This is a genomic window from Bacteroides sp. 1_1_14 (genome assembly GCF_000162515.1).
Lineage (GTDB): Bacteria > Bacteroidota > Bacteroidia > Bacteroidales > Bacteroidaceae > Bacteroides > Bacteroides thetaiotaomicron.
Genome location: NZ_GG774712.1, coordinates 1 through 18,907, shown reverse-complemented (window position 1 = coordinate 18,907; position 18,907 = coordinate 1). Strand labels below are relative to the sequence as shown.

Genomic DNA, 18,907 nt, shown 5'->3' with positions numbered 1-18,907 from the left:
TGTAATTTTGGGGAGCTATCTGCTTTTCCGGTATTCTTTGGGAGACATACCGGTATAATGCTTAAAGTACTTACCGAAGAACGACTGGTTGGCAAAGTTTAAACGGTCGGCTATCTCCTGTATGTTCATGCTCGAAGAATTCAAGAGTGCCTTCGCTTCCAAGATCACTAATTCGTCAATCCACTCCCCTACCGTCTTCCCGCTGACTTCCTTGACAACTCCGGACAGATGTTTCGGCGTCAGACACAACTGATCCGCATAAAACTTCACGCTGCGTTCCGACTGATAAGACTGAACCAAAGATTCATAGAAGCGCTCAAATATATATTCTTTACGACTTTTACTTTTGACAACGGCAGAAGCATCCGGAGCATAACTGTTGAAAATATTGCAAAGCTCAAAGAAGAAGCCCTGCATCAATCCCATTACTACCTCCCTACGGTACCTATCGTCTTTATTTTTCAATCTCTTTCTGATGAAAGCATGATACTCCTTAATCATCTCCTGCTCGTGCAGATTGAGATCAAAACAAGGGTAATCTTTCAGAAAGAAAAAGAATGAAAGCACATTACCAACTTTGGGCAATGATTCCAACAGACTTTTTGATACAGCAAAGAAAATCCCTCTGAAATTGGAACTGAACTGACGATGTTCGATTATCTGATTGGGCAACGCAATAACCATTCTGCCCGGAATCAGTTCAAACTCACGCAGACTGATATTAAAACGAGTAGAGCCTTCCAGACAAAGTCCGATGCTCACCACTTCCAGTTTACTGGGGCCATTATAAAGGGAAATAACGCTCTCCGTGTCGAAGAGCGCTATATCATTGCCGACCACATCAATACTACCCGGATCTATATGTTTAGAATGAACTACCGAAGAAATACCTATCTTAGGAACAACTTGCATATCCATACACTCTCTCTTTTGGTTGCGACAAAGATACCAGTAATAATGAGATGTTCAACCTAAGGCGAGAGATTATCTGTCAAAAAGAACACTTTTGCCTACTTATTGACTATCTCCGAATAAAAACTTATAATCACGTTCAGCAGCCGGAACAGTCCACTTTTCAGGAACGAATTTCCATTGGTTCAATGCCTTCGGGGCCATAGTACCTTTCTTTTCTATATAATTCATCAGATAGGAACGAAGATCCTTATCCGTAGAGAAGATGATACGCTCTTTCAATTTCTCCTGCGGGATGCCTGATCCTTTCGTCAGCAGTTCTCCACCGCCATTCCCCCGGTAAGAGTTCAAAGCCACCTTATAAATCTTATCCATGAGGAAAGGACTGCCGTCTGCCATGCTGATAATCGTAATCTTCTCCCCTTGCGGCTTGGTGACGTCTACGGTATAAATAATTCCCGATGCTGAATCAAAATTGAAGCTGAAATTTTGGAAAGAAGCTCTGTCCTCCGCACCTTCGCGACGTTTCTCCTTAAACCAGAGCAGATGATCGTCCGGAGACTTCATCCGGTTGGTCCACATGAAATAAGACATTTCCAGATAGTCCTTGATTTCTTTTCCGGATAAAGTCATCATATATAGCATATTCTCATACTTATACAGATTGAACATATCGCTGACAAACACATCACCTTTATTTATTTTCGCATCAAATGAAAGCGGTGCTGCAAAGGATATCTCCGCACCGGTGATATCAAGCTGCAAGGTATGGATCAAGTCGATAAAAGCAGACGGTCCGAAGAAAGAAGGACAGGTTGAGATACTCTCGGTGAATGTACCGATCTTTTTAGAGACAAAGTTACGGACAGTGTCATATTGAGGAGCAAAATGCTTCATAAAGTCCTCGCTGATTCCATAATCTTTCGTTTCGGTCAATACTCCTTTTATATCTTTGCTGCGCACCTTCCCATCTTTCAGTTTCAAGGTCACATCGATGTTGGACAGAACAATTCCGTTGCTTGCCGGATCAATGACCAGTACTGAATCACCTGCCACATTCATCACTTTCTTACATTCGCGCGCATGATCGTGTCCCATCAGTACAATGTCAAATCCGGGGACATTCTTCGCCACACTCAGAGAAGCGTTTTCATTATACTTGCCGGACATTTTGAAAGCCTCCTGCCCCGCATGGAACAAGCCGATCATCAAGTCCGGATTCTCTTTTTCACGGATGATCTTCATCCATTTGCGTGCAGTCTCCTCCATGTCGTCGAAACGCAGTCCCTTCCACAGGTTCTCCGAGAGCCATGCAGGGATAGCAGGGGTGATCATTCCAAGGATTACGATTTTCACTCCGTCACGTTCCATGACCTTATAAGGAGGAAGATGAGGTTCTCCGGTCGATATATCGATGATATTAGCTCCTAATACGAGAAAGTCACAGGTATTTATCCAGCGGTCGAACACGGCTCGGCCTGTCTCCACATCATGATTACCCATATTTCCGGCATCATATTTCATGTAGTTCATCATTTCCGCGCATAGGTGGGGTGATACTGTATCTATATAATTATAGTAATAGGCAGTCGGTTGCCCCTGCAATATATCGCCGTTGTCGAGTAAAATAAGATTCTCCTTATATTGTTCGCGTTCTTTCTCCACAAAAGCGTATATTCGTGCCAGACTGCCCTGCCAATCCTTACGGGTAATAAAATTATAAGGATAATAATTACCATGTACATCACTTGTCTGTACAATTTTCAGCTTCACTACTTTTTCCTGTGCCGCAATTGAGAGCACGAGGCAAAGAAGCCATACGTAAACACATGCAAATCGTTTCATTCTTTTTCTATTTTAAGCGGATGTGAGAACATGAACCGTGCACCTCCCGTATATTCGGAGTCGATCCATATATCCCCTTTCCATTTATGCACAATCAATTTACAGATAGATAATCCCAAACCTGTTCCCTGGGCATATTCGTTCAGCTTCTCGAAGCGCTCAAATACCAGTTTCTGTTTCTCTTTCGGGATGCCGCACCCTGTATCCGTCACAGAGAATACAGCCATCTCCGTCTCTTCATTCACCGAAAATTCCAGTGTTATCTGCCCTTTCCTGGTGAACTTATCCGCATTAGACATCAGATTGATAATCACCTGCTGCATACGCTGTATGTCTGTCGTCATCCGAAACGACTCATAATCGCTGACAAACAGGAACTGATTGCCGGACTGCCGTGAAACGCTGACAGATGCCACCACCTGCCTGCATAGCTGCACCACGTCACACTCTTCCCAAGTCAACGTGACCCTGTTCGCTTCCAGGCGTGAGAGATCAAGAATATCATTGATCAGGCGAAGCAACAAATCCGAATTTGTCTTGATAATCTGATAATAGGTCTGCTGTTCTTCTTCCGTATTGCCACCCACAGCGAGCACATCCGAGAAACCTACAATGGAGTTTAAAGGCGTACGTATCTCATGGCTCATATTGGCGAGGAAAGCACTTTTCAGACGGTTCGATTCTTCTGCACGGTCCTTAGCCACCCGCAGGTCTTTTTCCGACTTCAGCAGATCGTCCTTCAGACGTTTGGTGCGGAAATAGTAGAAGAGTGAGATGCACAAACCCAGCACAAGGATGAGAAACAGTGCACACGCCGACCAAATCTGATAAGTATATTGCTGATAGAATGATACAGTCTGATTAATAATCTCCACATCAAAAGGAAGGATATCCGGGTCCAGTCCCCACTCCTTCACCTTCCGGCTGTCCAGTACGGCCTTGCTGCCAATCACGGAAAGGTGCTGCTGTTCATCCGCCGGATATTGATCAATCTGTACAGATGCCAATGCCATGTCCTTTCCCAGTTTCCGGTAATCGGGCAGCACTCCGCCGATCGCCCAATACCCCAGACTCACCGATGAGGGAGTAAAAGTCGGAATGGTCGGAGTAACCTCCATCATGGCATAAGTAGCATTCCGCATGAAATAACCTTCGTTCATATCCACACGCCACGTGCCTACCATGATCACCGTATTCTCCGGTAAATGACGCAATTCTTCTACAATCGTATAGATAGTATGCCGCCGGCCGTCCATCAAGATCAGGTCGATTTCGGGAAACTTCTTCATTTCCTTCCGCACCAGTGCCTGCATGGTGACGCCGCCGTAAGTATTGTCCGAAATAAAAGCGATGTGTTCCGTCTTCGGATAAAACACCTTGATCATCCGGACGTTATCTTCTATATTGTACTGATTGATAAATCCCGACTTCAATTCCGGTATATTCATGTGGTCGGTAAAGAGATCGACCGATTCCGGCATCCATGTGTCCAGTCCGGCAACCGTATCCTCGGGCAGTATGACGATGTTACTGCTGACGAGACTACACATCACCGGCACCTTCACCTGTATCGAATCCCGTTGCGACAGATACGCCGCCCATGCTTCCTGTCCCAACAGAATAATCTGCGCCGGATGCTTCTCCCCTTGATATTTAGAAAGAATCTGCGTCATCATACCGCTCCAAAGCGGGGCTTCGGAGAAACTTTTGCAGTTCATGTTTTCAATGATAATATCGCGTTTCCCTCCCAATTTGCTATATTCTTCCATATAGTCGGAGATAGTGACCGAAGTTTGATGAGCGGCGGGATTGTAGGAGCAGATAATCAGGATGGGTTTCTGATCGTTAGAGACAGCAAATAACGCTGTGGCCCGGAAAAGCCATAGTAAACAGATAAACAGGCATCCTATATATCTCATCATACTTGTAAGTTTTGAAGTGTTACTATCTCATTTTAGCTTGCAAATATACTAAAACTTGTCGGCTATAACAGATTTATGTGTATTTTTGTCGCTCATTCATTCACAAAAAAATTGTTTATGGAACTATTTCATCAAATGATTTCCGGATTACTGGGAATTCCGGAAAGACAAATCAGCAGTACCCTCCACTTGTTGGGCGAAGGTGCCACCATCCCTTTCATCAGCCGTTACCGTAAGGAAGCTACCGGCGGACTGAACGAAGTACAGATAGAGAACATCAAGGAGCAACATGACAAGTTGTGCGACATAGCCAGACGGAAGGAAACCATCCTCAGTACCATCAACGAGCAAGGCAAACTCACTCCGGAGCTCGAAAAGCGCATCAACGCCACCTGGAATCCTACGGAACTGGAGGACATCTACCTCCCCTACAAACCCAAACGGAAGACCCGTGCCGAAGCGGCCCGTCAGAAGGGACTGGAACCACTGGCCATGATCATGATGCTGCAAAGGGAGCCTAACCTCACCGCCAAAGCCGCCACCTTCGTCAAAGGCGACGTCAAGGATACGGAAGACGCACTGAAAGGTGCCCGTGACATCATCGCGGAGCAAGTGAACGAGGACGAGCGTGCCCGCAACGCCATACGTAACCAGTTCACCCGTCAGGCGGAAATCACCGCCAAGGTAGTGAAAGGAAAAGAGGAAGAGGCCGCCAAGTACCGGGATTATTTCGACTTCTCCGAATCACTGAAACGCTGCACCTCCCACCGCCTGCTCGCCATCCGCCGGGCAGAATCCGAAGGGTTGCTGAAAGTATCCATCAGTCCGGATGACGAAGCCTGCCTGGAACGCCTCGACCGCCAGTTCGTACATGGCAATAATGAATGCAGCCATCAGGTAAAGGAAGCCACTGCCGACGCATATAAACGTCTGCTCAAACCTTCCATCGAAACAGAATTTGCCGCCCAGTCCAAAGAAAAAGCCGACGACGAAGCCATCCGCGTATTTACGGAGAATCTCCGCCAGCTGCTTCTCTCTCCTCCTCTCGGACAGAAACGGGTGCTCGCCATCGACCCCGGATTCCGTACCGGCTGCAAAGTCGTCTGCCTCGATGCGCAAGGCAACTTGCTGCACAATGAGAATATCTACCCGCATCCTCCGGTCAATAAAACCGGTGAAGCGGCCTCAAAACTCCGCAAGATGATAGAAGCCTATGAAATTGAAGCCATCTCCATCGGCAACGGAACAGCCAGCCGCGAAACGGAAGACTTTATCAATCATCAGACCTTCGACCGGCAGATTCCTGTATTCGTGGTCAGCGAGCAGGGCGCTTCCATTTATTCGGCATCCAAGATCGCCCGTGACGAGTTTCCCGATTATGACGTAACGGTACGTGGAGCAGTCTCCATCGGTCGCCGACTGATGGACCCTCTGGCGGAACTGGTAAAGATCGACCCCAAATCTATCGGTGTGGGACAATACCAGCACGATGTAGACCAGACGAAACTGAAGAAAGCCCTTGACCAGACAGTGGAAAACTGCGTGAACCTGGTAGGCGTAAATCTGAATACCGCCAGCAGTCATCTGCTGACATACATATCCGGTCTGGGGCCGCAACTGGCACAAAACATTGTCAACTTCCGTGCCGAGAACGGAGCTTTCAGTTCACGCAAGGAGCTGATGAAAGTCCCCCGCATGGGTGCCAAAGCCTTCGAACAGTGTGCCGGCTTCCTCCGCATTCCCGGAGCAAAGAACCCATTGGACAACACTGCCGTGCATCCGGAAAGCTACCACATCGTAGAGCAAATGGCAAAGGACTTGAAATGTAGCGTAGACGAACTGATCGCGAATAAGGAACTCCGCCAAAAAATCAAGATATCGGACTACATCACGCCGACTGTGGGCCTGCCTACCCTGCAAGACATCATGCAGGAACTCGACAAGCCGGGTCGCGACCCGCGTAAAGCGATCAAGGTATTTGAATTCGACAAGAACGTGCGCACCATCGCAGGCTTGCGCGAAGGCATGATTCTGCCGGGCATCGTAGGCAATATTACCAATTTCGGAGCTTTCGTCGATATAGGCATCAAGGAGAACGGGCTTGTACACCTCTCCCAACTGGCCGAACGATACATCTCCGATCCTACAGAAATCGTGTCCATCCACCAGCATGTCATGGTCAGAGTGATGAACGTGGATACCGACCGGAAACGGATTCAGCTTAGCATGATCGGGGTACAGCAAGACTGATTGCCTCCCGTTTTTCTCCCCACCAAACAATTAAAATCGTAAAGATAATCATCAGTACTGTACAAATGAGCGAGCCTTCAAACCCGAAGGCTCCGCCATTCAGTACGTTCTCTTCGGGCAGATGCAGCGTCAGCAGGGATGTCCCAAAGTCATTTCCACTTACCTGATAGCCCAGTATCGGGCCCTGAATCCAGTTCCAGAAAAGATGAAGGGAAATAGGGAAACAAAGATTGCGCGTATATAAATAGGAAGCGCCGATAAACATACCTGCAAGTAACAGATTCAGCATAGGCAGGAAGGCAAGGTTCGGATTGAAGAGGTGCAGCAATGCGAACAGCAGTGCGGAGACAAAAAGAGACAGGAATTTATTCATCCGGGTATGCAGCAGACGGCCGAGTATATAGCCCCGCATCATGATTTCTTCGGCCAGAGCCACCAGCAGGCAGAACACAAAGGTAGCAAGCAGATTCAGAGGATCGAATTGAAAACCGGTTACTTCCACCTCACCCAAAGCCAAAGACAGTCCGAAGCCGATCAAGTAGAGAAGGATGGCTGCCAGCAGTCCGTACCACAATCCCCGTGCATGACCTTTCAGTGTCAGTCCCAGGTCAGAGAAAGGGCGGCGCTCAAAATAGAGCAGAATCACTGCCGAAGTCAACACAGCCAGCAGCATGCCGGCTTCCGCCACCATATCGCCCCAACAATCCGGGGTGCCTTGCCTCATCACCAAGAATCAGAGATAAAACTCCGAAGCCTATCGTACTATACAATCCAAAGGTGACGAAAAGCCCCAGTGCAAACAACAGGATGCACGCCCATACGGGAAGTCTCTTCGGTTCTTTCTTTTCTCTGATTTCTTCTGTCTCCATTTTTACTTTTTGTTAATCACGCTACAAAATTAGATATAAAACATAAAAAAACATCGTGTCTTACCTATTTTTCCTATATTTGTCTGAACAAATCTGCATAATTATGAAAATAAGACAACTACTGATAAGTTTTTTATTGGCTGCCAGTACTTTGGGAGCAACCGCACAAGTAAGCAAAACGTATTATGTCAGCAAGCCCGGCACATTGATCTCGATGATGACGGAAGAAGAAGCCAACAGCATCACCCACCTGACACTGACAGGAAAACTGAACGCAGAAGACTTCAGACATCTCCGCGACGAGTTTCCCAGCCTGAAAGTGCTTGATATCTCCAATGCCGAAATCAAGATGTACAGCGGAAAAGCCGGCACATATCCTAACGGAAAGTTCTACATCTATATGGCCAATTTCGTCCCTGCCTACGCTTTCTCGAATGTGGTGAACGGAGTGACCAAAGGTAAACAGACGCTGGAGAAAGTGATCCTTTCCGAAAAGATAAAGAATATCGAAGATGCAGCCTTCAAAGGATGTGACAACTTGAAAATCTGTCAGATACGCAAGAAGACAGCTCCTAATCTGCTGCCGGAAGCGCTGGCGGACAGTGTGACCGCTATCTTCATCCCGCTGGGCAGCAGTGATGCCTACCGTTTTAAGAACAGATGGGAGCACTTTGCATTTATAGAAGGTGAACCGCTGGAAACAACCATACAGGTAGGCGCAATGGGCAAACTGGAAGACGAGATTATGAAAGCTGGTCTGCAACCCAGGGACATCAACTTCCTGACCATCGAAGGGAAACTGGATAACGCCGACTTCAAACTAATCCGCGACTATATGCCGAATCTCGTATCTCTGGATATTTCTAAAACAAATGCGACAACTATCCCCGACTTCACTTTCGCACAAAAGAAGTATCTCCTGAAGATCAAGCTGCCACATAACCTCAAGACCATCGGCCAACGGGTATTCAGCAACTGCGGACGGCTTGCCGGAACACTTGAGCTGCCTGCCAGCGTGACGGCTATCGAGTTCGGAGCGTTCATGGGATGCGATAATCTGCGCTATGTGCTTGCTACAGGTGATAAGATTACAACGCTGGGCGATGAACTCTTCGGAAACGGGGTGCCGAGCAAGTTGATTTATAAGAAATAAAAAAAGTATAATCCACATTGGACATTGATTTATGCTATGTAGAAGATACGAGGATAGATCGAAAATAAATTAGCTATTAGCATATTTCGATTAGCTATTAGCTAATTTGTTTTTGCTAATAGCTAATTTCGATTTGCTCATAGCGTATTTGAAAGAAAAGAATGACAAAACCGATCAATTATTTCACTTCGTCATTGGCATAGAGAGAAAAAGCTTCTCGTTTGTCACAACTTTCTTTTATTTCATAATTTCTCCCGATTTTCACAACTCTTTTTTCTTATGACAATCAAGGAAAAGTCACGAATTTCCTTCCTTTCAAAGTCCAATAAAGTCCAGAAAGTCCATATTAGATTTTTAGAATACACAATCTGCGATATAACTTACTATATTTCAAGCATTAACACCTTAATTTATTAAATAATAAACAGCGCTTCTAGAGAAGTTTAATTCCTCTCCCGCAACACATGAATCTTTAGCCCCCAAAACTGTCTAAGCTTCTCCGAAAGATGCGAGATATGTCAGACGATTGCACGTTTTCGTGTCTTCGACAAAGCTTCTCACGCAGGTGTTGACCATTTTATTATGTTCAACGTAATATAGTAAAATGGCGAACGCTACTTCGATATACGTGCGACTGATATTGTCAAGAATAAATAAGAAGACTGTTCAACATCTTCCGGTTCGTCCGGCAACACACGCAACAATAAATAACAACAACTATTCATCCTATTCACGTTATTTTCTTATGATGGAGACACATTTTTGAAGATGGTGAGAATCAGATTGCAGGTTTAGTCCGGGAAAATTTAAATATGCCCGCCAAGTCCTTCTCTGCTCATTTCTTCCTCGTTTTTAATCCAATTTCCGTTTTCTGAAAATCCTATAGTGGACTTTTGAACTTTACTGGACTTTGCTGGAGGAATTTTGGAACTTTCGATCTCTCCCTCAGCAACACATCTAAATAAACTTTATTTTACAAACAGTACAATACAAGTTTATATACTTCAATATACAAAAGGAAAGGGAAAAGCAATGTGACGACAGTCAACAAGCATTTCCCTTTATTTAACAGTAAGGTACTATTTATACTACCTTCTATACATTATTCAGTGTATCCGGCTGATGCAACACACTATTTATCACCGTACATCTTCGCCCTCAACTCCTTGATATGATCCGAAGTGATATATTCGTCATATTCCATCATCTTGTCGATGATACCGTTCGGAGTCAGTTCGATAATGCGGTTGGCAACCGTCTGAATAAATTCGTGGTCATGCGAAGAGAAGAGGATATTTCCTTTGTACGTCTTCAGGTTGTTGTTGAAAGCCTGAATAGATTCCAGGTCCAAGTGATTTGTCGGAGTATCCAGAATCAGACAGTTCGCATTGCGGAGCTGCATACGTGCAATCATACAACGCATCTTTTCACCTCCGGAAAGTACGCTGACTTTCTTCAGTACCTCTTCGCCGGAGAACAGCATACGCCCGAGGAAGCCCTTCATGTACACTTCGTTACCTTCGCCGAACTGGCTCAGCCAGTCCACCAGGTTAAGGTCAGTGTTGAAGAAGTCCGTATTGTCCAGAGGCAGGTAAGCCGTTGTGATGGTTACTCCCCAGTTGAACTGTCCGGCATCCGGCTTCATGTTTCCGTTGATGATTTCGAAGAAAGCGGTCATCGCACGCGGGTTGCGTGAAAGGAATACCACTTTGTCGCCTTTTTCGATGTTGAAGTTCACGTCGCTGAACAGCACTACGCCTTCTTCCGTCTTCTTGCTCAGTCCGGAAACTTCGAGGATCTGGTTGCCCGGCTCGCGTTCGGGAGTGAAGATGATGCCCGGATACTTGCGTGAAGAAGGTTTGATTTCTTCTACATTCAGTTTTTCCAGCATCTTCTTGCGGCTTGTGGTCTGCTTGCTCTTCGCTACGTTGGCACTGAAACGGCGGATAAATTCTTCCAGCTCTTTCTTCTTCTCCTCAGCCTTCGCCTTCTGGTTCTGCTGCTGACGGAGCGCCAGCTGACTAGATTCGTACCAGAAACTGTAGTTTCCGGCAAACATATTGATCTTTCCGTAGTCGATGTCTACGGTGTGCGTACATACGGAGTCGAGGAAGTGACGGTCGTGGCTTACCACCAGCACGGTGTGCTCGAAGTTGGAAAGGTATTCTTCCAGCCAGGTCACTGTTTCCATATCGAGGTCATTGGTAGGTTCGTCCAGAAGGAGGTTGTCGGGGTTGCCGTACAATGCTTGCGCAAGCATCACACGCACCTTTTCCTTACCGCTCAGCTCACCCATCAATGTATAATGCTTGTCTTCCTTGATGCCCAGACCGCTCAACAGCATGGCTGCGTCACTCTCCGCATTCCATCCGTCCAGCTCGGCAAATTTCTCTTCCAGTTCGGATACTTTCAGTCCGTCTTCGTCCGTGAAGTCTTCCTTGGCGTACAATACTTCACGCTGCTTCATAATGTCCCACAACACGGTGTGGCCCATCATTACGGTGTCCATTACCGTATAAGCATCCCATTTAAAGTGGTCCTGGCTCAACACCGACAGGCGTTCGCCCGGTCCCAGGGCAATCGTACCGGTCGTCGGGTCCAGATCTCCGTAGATTGTACGAAGGAAGGTGGATTTTCCCGCGCCGTTCGCGCCGATAATACCATAGCAGTTGCCACTTGTAAATTTCAGGTTCACGTCATTAAACAAGACTCTTTTACCAAACTGCACCGAAACGTTTGAAACTGTAATCATTTTCTATTATTTACTATTTTACCAGTTACTATATTATTATTTGAGCGTGCAAAGGTAGACATTTAAAATGAATTATGAGCTATCCGGAATGTGTCAATCTGGCATAAATGTATTACCTTTGCCACGTTTTTTGGCAAAACGGTCAGATTGGCAAAGTTTTTGCTTGGGAAATTGATATTATGAATAAAAAATAAAAATAAGATATGGATCCAAAAGAAAAAGAAAAGATGGCTGAAGAGCTGAATGTGGAAGAAACAAAGGATACGGCGGAAGAACAACCGCAAAACGATCAGGCAGAAGAGGCCGCTCCCCTGACTCATGAGGAGCAACTCGAAAAGGAGCTGGAAGATGCTCAGGCTGTCATCGAGGAGCAAAAGGACAAATATCTGCGCCTGTCCGCCGAGTTTGACAATTACCGCAAACGTACCATGAAGGAGAAGGCAGAACTGATTCTGAATGGTGGCGAAAAGAGCATCAGCAGCATTCTGCCGGTGATCGACGACTTTGAACGTGCCATCAAAACGATGGAAACTGCCAAAGACGTAAAAGCCGTGAAGGAAGGTGTCGAATTGATTTATAATAAGTTCATGGCTGTCATGGCACAGAATGGTGTGAAGGTCATCGAAACGAAAGACCAGCCGCTGGATACCGATTATCACGAAGCCATTGCCGTCATCCCTGCCCCGTCGGAAGAGCAGAAAGGTAAGATTCTGGACTGCGTACAGACGGGATATACGCTGAATGACAAGGTGATTCGTCACGCGAAAGTAGTAGTTGGGGAGTAAATACAAAAGTTAGTTTAGTTAAGAAGCATGGCAGAAAAAAGAGACTATTATGAAGTGCTGGAGGTGACAAAAACCGCCACAGTAGAAGAGATTAAAAAAGCCTACCGCAAAAAAGCGATCCAATATCACCCCGACAAAAATCCGGGTGACAAGGAAGCGGAAGAGAAATTCAAGGAGGCTGCCGAAGCGTATGACGTGTTGAGCAATCCGGACAAGCGTTCGCGTTACGACCAGTTCGGTCATGCGGGAGTAAGCGGTGCGGCGGGCAACGGAGGTCCGTTCGGTGGTTTCGGTGGCGAAGGAATGTCTATGGATGATATCTTCTCCATGTTCGGTGACATCTTCGGAGGTCGCGGCGGTGGTTTCAGCGGCGGCTTCGGAGGGTTCAGCGGTTTCGGTGGCGGTGGCGGTGGTTCACAGCAACGTCGCTATCGGGGCAGCGATCTACGTGTCAAGGTAAAGATGACTTTGAAAGAAATCTCGACAGGAGTAGAAAAGAAATTCAAACTGAAAAAATATGTGCCGTGTAATCACTGTCATGGCACGGGTGCCGAAGGCGACGGCGGTTCGGAGACTTGTCCGACCTGTAAAGGTAGCGGTTCGGTGATCCGTAACCAGCAGACGATTTTGGGTACGATGCAGACCCGCACCACTTGTCCTACTTGTAACGGTGAAGGTAAGATCATCAAGAACAAGTGTAAAGAGTGTGGCGGCGACGGTATCGTATATGGCGAAGAGGTAGTGACGGTGAAGATTCCTGCCGGAGTGGCAGAAGGTATGCAGCTCTCGATGGGCGGCAAGGGTAATGCCGGAAAGCATAATGGTGTGCCGGGCGACTTGCTGATTCTCGTAGAGGAAGAACCGCATCCGGACTTGATCCGCGACGAGAATGATCTGATCTATAACTTGCTGCTGAGTTTCCCGACTGCCGCACTGGGCGGTGCCGTGGAGATTCCGACAATCGACGGAAAAGTGAAAGTGAAGATCGACTCGGGTACTCAACCGGGAAAAGTGCTGCGTCTGCGCGGCAAAGGTCTGCCGAATGTCAATGGTTACGGTACGGGAGATTTGCTGGTTAATATCAGCATTTATGTGCCGGAAGCATTGAACAAGGAGGAAAAGAGCACGCTGGAAAAGATGGAGGCTTCGGACAACTTCAAGCCGAGTACATCGGTGAAGGAGAAGATCTTCAAGAAGTTCAAGAGCTTCTTTGACTAGCTTTCTTTGGCTGGGTCTGTTTTTAAGATCATAGTCATTCACACAGAGATATAATAAAGAGTGTGTGTCAAAAGTCAATAGTCACCCCATTTTAGTTACTATTGGCTTGACACACACTCTTTTAGTTTGTATTGGATATTATAAATGGATGAAACCAGCTAATATCCCGGATTCTGCTCCAGTTTTGTATTCATTACCCGTATCTTTTCCGGAATCGGGAATACGGTGGTATATCCATTGTTCTCATCGGGAAGTTGCGGACGACTGCTGTATGCTCTCGTGAACGCTCCGAAGCGAATCAGATCCTGCCGTCGCCAACCTTCCCAAGCCAGTTCGAGCTGTCGTTCGGCAAGGATATTTTCTAATGTAGCCGTTCGGGAGGAAGCGTTGACACGCCCGCGTACTTCGTTCAGTTCGGCATCTCCGTCTTCCCCATTACGAATCTTTGCTTCGCTCTTCATCAACAGGACATCTGCATAACGGAACAGTACAATGTCGTTCTCCATCAGTTTACCGTCCTTGGTAGCCGTTTCGTCTACTTCGTACTTTTTCATGCGTGCTCCTGCTGTCTGCTCATAGGGAGTATTCGAGATATCCAGTTCGACTTTCCACGGCAAATATTCGAGAACGGTTCCATCGTCCAGACGGACTATATTTCCTTTTAAATCATATACGACTCCGGCAAAATAGCAGATATCGAAACGCGGGTCCTGTTGCGCTGTTTCATAGCCGAAGGTTTCCAGAGCTTCGATAGTAGCGCTCGGTCCGTTTTCACCGCTCAGTCCGTAGGCTTTGGCGTGATTGTAATGGCGGGAACGGAAAAGGTATTGCATCTGGTTGGTGTACAAGGTCTTGTTCATCGGGATGGTGAAGATGTTCTCAACAGACGGTTCATTGAATACGGCAAAGTTGGTTTTGTAATCCGGTTCCAGACGATAGCCCATTTCTTGCAGTTGGTCACAGTAAGCGATAACCGTCTGCCAGGCATTGAGGCGGTTGCCGTCTACTTCGAAAAAGAGATTCTTTCCGTCGGGACGCTGGCCGTCCGTCCAGTCGTTGTCGGTATAGACTTCGGCATTCAAGGCAAGTTTTGCCAAGAGGAAAACAACTACAGGACGGGTGATTCGTCCGTAATACGGACCGGACTGGTTGCTGTGGACTTCGGCCAGCAAAGGGGCGGATTCTTGCAGTTCTTTGAATACAAAGTCGAATATCGTTTTCCGTTCGCTCTGCACTACGTCTTTCATCGACGGGGATGAGGTAAGTACAAGCGGGACACGTCCGAACAAATCCATCAGGTAATAATAATACATCGCCCGCATGGCGCGTACTTCGGCACGATAGGCGGGAAGTTCGGCATCTGTGTGGGTGGCACTGAATTTGTCTATTCGTTCGATGGATTTGTTGGACAGCATCACCACTTTATAAAGATATTCCCAAGTGGCTTGGATGGCATCGTTTTCTATTCCCCATTGGTGCAGGAACAGACCTTGCCAAAAGCCGCCGTCGTACCAATCGCCGCCACGGGTGGGGATAATGGCTTCGTCGGTGGTGAAGGTGTTCAGGTCATAGACTCCCCTACCCGTCCCCTGCAATCCCTGACTGTCGCTATAACCGCCGATGTAGGTGTAAAGTGAGACTACGGCATTCAGATATACATCCGAGATATTGTTGTAGACTTCATCTTCCGGCAGTTTGTCTCTGGGACTCTCTTCCAGAAACTTGTCGCACGAGAAGAAGGTAATGCACACAATAAGAAAGACAACTGTTTTTTTCAGGTTCATCTTCCCCTCAAGCAAATTCCCCCCAAGCAGAGTTGCTTTTCCATCATATAGATATTTACTCTCTAAATACCATCCTTGCTGCTGCAAATATCGCTTTATCTTTTTCATTATTGTTTTCCTCCTCCGTTAAAAGTTAATACTCAATCCCAACGTGTAAGTCCGCGCTAACGGATATCCGCGTTTATCGTCCAGCCCCAAAGTGGAGTTGACCGTCGAGCTGTTGATCATGGGCGAAAGACCTGAATAGCCGGAAATCGTCGCAAGGTTGTTGACTGTAAATGCCAGTCGCAGGGAGCGGACATATTTCTTTAGTTTCTGCACCTTTTCTATCGGTACGTTCCAGCCGAGTGTCACGTAGTCGAAATTGACATACGCTCCGTTTTCCAGCCAGTAGTCGGTGGCGGTCTGGTCTTTGATATTGCGTGCGGGAGCTTCCTGCATCACATTGTAGTCGGGGAATATATTCATGTTCATATAGGTCAGGGAGGTTCCGTTGTATATTTTGTGTCCGAAGGCACCGTTGATCTGTACTGAAATATCGAAACGCTTGTAGCGGAAACTGAGGTTCGATCCGAGAATCGTTTTGGGTACGGCTTGCCCGGCTACATAGCGGTCTTCGCCATCTTCGAGGCTGACGCCGCCGCCATTGAGATCGGCTATGTCATAGGTGTAGCCGCCGTTTCCGTCGGAAACGAGTCCGTTGGCACGTGGCAGGTAGAAGACACCCAGCGGCTGGCCTACTACTTGATAAACGATGTGGTTATAACCTCCGTGAAAGCCGGCTCCGTCGAGGCTGGCAAGACTCTTGTATTCGGGGGCGGAAATCAGTTCGCCATTGTACATACCGCTCAGAGAAAGCAACTTGTTCTGCTGGAAGGTGATGTTGGCATTGATGTTCAATTCCATGTCCTGCGTCTTCAACGGGGTGATGCCGATGGCTATCTCCAGACCGCTGTTGCGCATGGAGCCGATATTCGCCAACAGGGTGTTGTAGGTAAAGGGCGGTACGCTTACGTTGTAGAGGTAGAGCATATCCGTCGTTTTGGAGTTGTAATAATTGGCGGAGAGCAGCAGGCGGTTGCCGAACATGGCAAGGTCAATACCTGTATTGAAGGTATGTTTCACTTCCCATTTCAAGTCGGGATTCGTGTTTCGCAAGTCTCCCAATGACACGGCTGCCGAGTTTCCTACGGGAATCACTCCGTTCGGTTTGACAAGGCTCAGCGTGGTGTAGGAGTCGATACCGCTCTGATTACCAGCCAGACCGTAGCCTATACGGAACTTCAGATTATCAATCACGGGGAGGCGTTTCATGAACTTTTCCTCACTGATCACCCATGCGGCGGAGACGGAGGGAAAGAATCCCCATTTGTGATTGGCTCCGAATTTGGAGGAGGCATCGGTACGGGCGGTCATTGTCAGACTGTAGCGGTCGGCATAGGTGTAGTTGAAGCGTCCCATGAAGGAGGCCAGATGCGGTTGCTCGTAGTACGAGTTGGTTCCCTCCCACGGACGGAGAGCACCGGCTTGCAGGTTGTGGTAGCCGAATTTATCTGTATTGAAGTTGGTGACTGTGGTATAGTATCCGGTGTATGTCTCCTTCTGGAGTTCCGCCAGTGCCAGCGCGTCGAAGTAATGCTTCTTCCAGCCTTTCTTGTAGGTCAGCATCATGTTACCCAGGAGGGATTCCATCTTTTTCGTGCCTTTGTATGCCTGTCCGTGCGCCCAGACGGAGGTGGGCAGGTATTGGGAATTTTCGACTATGTTATAGGTATAAGCACCGAAGAGAACCAGTTTCAGTTCGTCCATCAGATTGAAAGTCAGATGAGCGTGAGTACTGATATGCGAGGTGGCGTCATGATCCTGTACTTCCATCCATGCCAACGGATTCGTGATCTGACTGGCGGTAGTGATTCCGTCCCATGAACCGGAATCGGGGTCTTTGTGATTGGGGTATGTGGGATTGAAAGTGGCGGCAGAATAGAAGGTTTTCTGAAGGTCTACCAGATTGTGATTCTTCTGGATAGAACCGAACATGCCCAGTTCGCAGTTCAGAAAACCGTCGAACATCCTTTGGGTCATGTTCATATTAGAGGTGAAGTTCTTCATGTCCTCGTTCTGTATGACTCCCTGACGGTCCATGAAACCGAGGGAGACACGGTAGCTGGATTCATTCGAGCCTCCATAAAAGGCGATGTGGTGGTTCTGTTGCAATCCTGTCTGTTCTATCTCTTTCTGGAAGTCGGTGTTGTTTCCTTTGTCCAGTATGGAGATGCCCCGTTCGGATGCGACCCGGCGGAAGTCATCTGCTGACAGCATTTTCAGATTCTTATAGACGGTGGATATACCGAAGATGCCGTTATAACTCACTTGCGTTTTACCGCTCATGCCCTTCTTGGTGGTGATTTCGATGACACCGGAGGCGCCTCGTGATCCGTACTGTGCCGTTTCGGAAGCGTCTTTCAGGATGGTGAAGCTCTCTATGTCTGTAGGATAAATGGAGGTAAGCATACTCAAATCGCCGAAGACTCCATCGACGATAATCAGCGGGTCGTTTCCGCTGGTCAATGAGGTGGTTCCTCGCAGGCGGACTGCATCTAAGGCGGCGGGACCGTTTGTCCCACGCTGGATGGTCAGGCCCGGTACTCGTCCGCGTATGGCTTCCAGCGGATTCGTAATCTGGTCTTTATTCATCTGTGTCTCCGTGATTTTCTCCACTGATCCGGATATGGTTTTTAAACTTCCGGTGGCGTATCCTACCGTTATCAGAGAGTCTATCGGAGTGATCGTTTTTCTCTGGGCAAAGGCACTTCCACTGGAAGTGATCAGAAAGAAAAGGCTCCAAATAGTAAGTCTGTAGTGTTGTTTCATAATTATCATTTTTTAAGGGATAATACAAATATAACAAGAACTCGCAAAAAAACGGCAAAATTTGGATAAATAAAGTAAGTGTTTGGTATTGAGGAGAGTTAAGCCAAATTCTTCTATACCTTTCCAAATCGCTAAAATGCAGGATAATGAAAGGTTAAGAGAAAGATTTGCTACTTATCCGTTGCCTTTTTTAGCCCCGGATAATCCGGCAAAATAACGCTTGACCACCTGCGGTTTTACCGTTCACCATGCAAAGAACCCTATATTTTGCCCGTAAAGATAACCGTTTTTTCCGTTTTCATGGAAATACAGGTTATGTTACCCGGCATCCGGGGTTTTATTCTTTGTTCCGCTATAATTTTCATAACTGTAAATAGCTATATATCAAGTAATTTTGCAACATAAAAAAATAGAGTTATGAAACAGACGGATGTAACGGTTACGTTCTACCTCAAAAAGAGCGAAATGAATGACGAGGGACATTGCCCGGTCATGGCGAAACTTGTTGTCGGCAAATTTTCAGAAGCGGCTTTTAGTGCGAAATGT

The 18,907-nt window shown here is 47.0% G+C and carries 10 protein-coding genes and 2 pseudogenes; 5 read left to right on the top strand and 7 right to left on the bottom strand.

Annotated features, from left to right (window positions below; all coding sequences use genetic code 11):
- Positions 1-15: 15 nt before the first annotated feature.
- From HMPREF9007_RS03060 to HMPREF9007_RS03070, 3 genes are all read right to left on the bottom strand, one after another.
- A complete protein-coding gene (locus HMPREF9007_RS03060) occupies positions 16-918 on the bottom strand; it encodes a helix-turn-helix domain-containing protein (RefSeq protein ID WP_008763406.1) in 903 nt (300 codons plus the stop codon).
- A 96-nt stretch (positions 919-1,014) separates the two neighbouring features.
- Positions 1,015-2,757 (bottom strand): bifunctional metallophosphatase/5'-nucleotidase, encoded by a 1,743-nt coding sequence (locus tag HMPREF9007_RS03065; protein ID WP_008763405.1) that lies wholly within the window; start codon positions 2,755-2,757, stop codon positions 1,015-1,017.
- The gene (locus HMPREF9007_RS03070; RefSeq protein ID WP_008763404.1) at positions 2,754-4,679 is read right to left on the bottom strand and encodes a HAMP domain-containing sensor histidine kinase; all 1,926 of its coding nucleotides are present in this window, start codon (positions 4,677-4,679) and stop codon (positions 2,754-2,756) included. The genes HMPREF9007_RS03065 and HMPREF9007_RS03070 overlap by 4 nt, the downstream gene beginning before the upstream one ends.
- Positions 4,680-4,796: 117 nt before the next feature.
- On the opposite strand from HMPREF9007_RS03070, the gene HMPREF9007_RS03075 reads away from it, so the two are divergent.
- On the top strand, positions 4,797-6,929 hold the full coding sequence (locus HMPREF9007_RS03075; RefSeq protein WP_008763403.1) for a Tex family protein: 2,133 nt from the start codon (positions 4,797-4,799) through the stop codon (positions 6,927-6,929).
- Here HMPREF9007_RS03075 and HMPREF9007_RS03080 read toward each other — a convergent pair.
- Positions 6,901-7,798: pseudogene (locus tag HMPREF9007_RS03080) on the bottom strand (type II CAAX endopeptidase family protein). The gene HMPREF9007_RS03075 and the pseudogene HMPREF9007_RS03080 overlap by 29 nt on opposite strands.
- 103 nt (positions 7,799-7,901) lie before the next feature.
- Between HMPREF9007_RS03080 and HMPREF9007_RS03085 the strand changes: the two are divergent.
- Entirely contained in the window at positions 7,902-8,951 is a 1,050-nt protein-coding gene (locus tag HMPREF9007_RS03085) for a leucine-rich repeat domain-containing protein (RefSeq protein ID WP_008763402.1), read from the top strand.
- Positions 8,952-10,083: 1,132 nt separating this feature from the next.
- Here the strand turns inward: HMPREF9007_RS03085 and HMPREF9007_RS03090 are convergent.
- A complete protein-coding gene (locus tag HMPREF9007_RS03090) occupies positions 10,084-11,703 on the bottom strand; it encodes an ATP-binding cassette domain-containing protein (RefSeq protein ID WP_008763401.1) in 1,620 nt (539 codons plus the stop codon).
- A gap of 203 nt (positions 11,704-11,906) precedes the next feature.
- Between HMPREF9007_RS03090 and HMPREF9007_RS03095 the strand changes: the two genes are divergently transcribed.
- Both HMPREF9007_RS03095 and dnaJ read left to right on the top strand, forming a co-directional pair.
- Positions 11,907-12,488: a nucleotide exchange factor GrpE gene (locus tag HMPREF9007_RS03095; RefSeq protein ID WP_008763400.1), complete on the top strand. Its 582-nt coding sequence runs from the start codon at positions 11,907-11,909 to the stop codon at positions 12,486-12,488.
- A gap of 27 nt (positions 12,489-12,515) precedes the next feature.
- Entirely contained in the window at positions 12,516-13,706 is a 1,191-nt protein-coding gene (gene dnaJ, locus HMPREF9007_RS03100; RefSeq protein ID WP_008763399.1) for a molecular chaperone DnaJ, read from the top strand.
- A 158-nt stretch (positions 13,707-13,864) separates the two neighbouring features.
- Here dnaJ and HMPREF9007_RS03105 read toward each other — a convergent pair whose 3' ends face one another.
- Positions 13,865-15,490: a RagB/SusD family nutrient uptake outer membrane protein gene (locus tag HMPREF9007_RS03105; RefSeq protein ID WP_225651901.1), complete on the bottom strand. Its 1,626-nt coding sequence runs from the start codon at positions 15,488-15,490 to the stop codon at positions 13,865-13,867.
- 126 nt (positions 15,491-15,616) lie between these two features.
- Positions 15,617-18,361: a SusC/RagA family TonB-linked outer membrane protein gene (locus HMPREF9007_RS03110; RefSeq protein WP_008763397.1), complete on the bottom strand. Its 2,745-nt coding sequence runs from the start codon at positions 18,359-18,361 to the stop codon at positions 15,617-15,619.
- 417 nt (positions 18,362-18,778) lie between these two features.
- Here HMPREF9007_RS03110 and HMPREF9007_RS26900 point away from each other — a divergent pair.
- Positions 18,779-18,907, top strand: a pseudogene (locus HMPREF9007_RS26900) (site-specific integrase); the annotation flags it as partial.

What these genes read in the sequence shown, in the direction of transcription:
- HMPREF9007_RS03060 (WP_008763406.1), bottom strand. Translation starts at nt 918, where the DNA reads ATGGATATGCAAGTTGTTCCTAAGATAGGTATTTCTTCGGTAGTTCAT.
- HMPREF9007_RS03065 (WP_008763405.1), bottom strand. Translation starts at nt 2,757, where the DNA reads ATGAAACGATTTGCATGTGTTTACGTATGGCTTCTTTGCCTCGTGCTC.
- HMPREF9007_RS03070 (WP_008763404.1), bottom strand. Translation starts at nt 4,679, where the DNA reads ATGATGAGATATATAGGATGCCTGTTTATCTGTTTACTATGGCTTTTC.
- HMPREF9007_RS03075 (WP_008763403.1), top strand. Translation starts at nt 4,797, where the DNA reads ATGGAACTATTTCATCAAATGATTTCCGGATTACTGGGAATTCCGGAA.
- HMPREF9007_RS03085 (WP_008763402.1), top strand. Translation starts at nt 7,902, where the DNA reads ATGAAAATAAGACAACTACTGATAAGTTTTTTATTGGCTGCCAGTACT.
- HMPREF9007_RS03090 (WP_008763401.1), bottom strand. Translation starts at nt 11,703, where the DNA reads ATGATTACAGTTTCAAACGTTTCGGTGCAGTTTGGTAAAAGAGTCTTG.
- HMPREF9007_RS03095 (WP_008763400.1), top strand. Translation starts at nt 11,907, where the DNA reads ATGGATCCAAAAGAAAAAGAAAAGATGGCTGAAGAGCTGAATGTGGAA.
- dnaJ (WP_008763399.1), top strand. Translation starts at nt 12,516, where the DNA reads ATGGCAGAAAAAAGAGACTATTATGAAGTGCTGGAGGTGACAAAAACC.
- HMPREF9007_RS03105 (WP_225651901.1), bottom strand. Translation starts at nt 15,490, where the DNA reads ATGAACCTGAAAAAAACAGTTGTCTTTCTTATTGTGTGCATTACCTTC.
- HMPREF9007_RS03110 (WP_008763397.1), bottom strand. Translation starts at nt 18,361, where the DNA reads ATGAAACAACACTACAGACTTACTATTTGGAGCCTTTTCTTTCTGATC.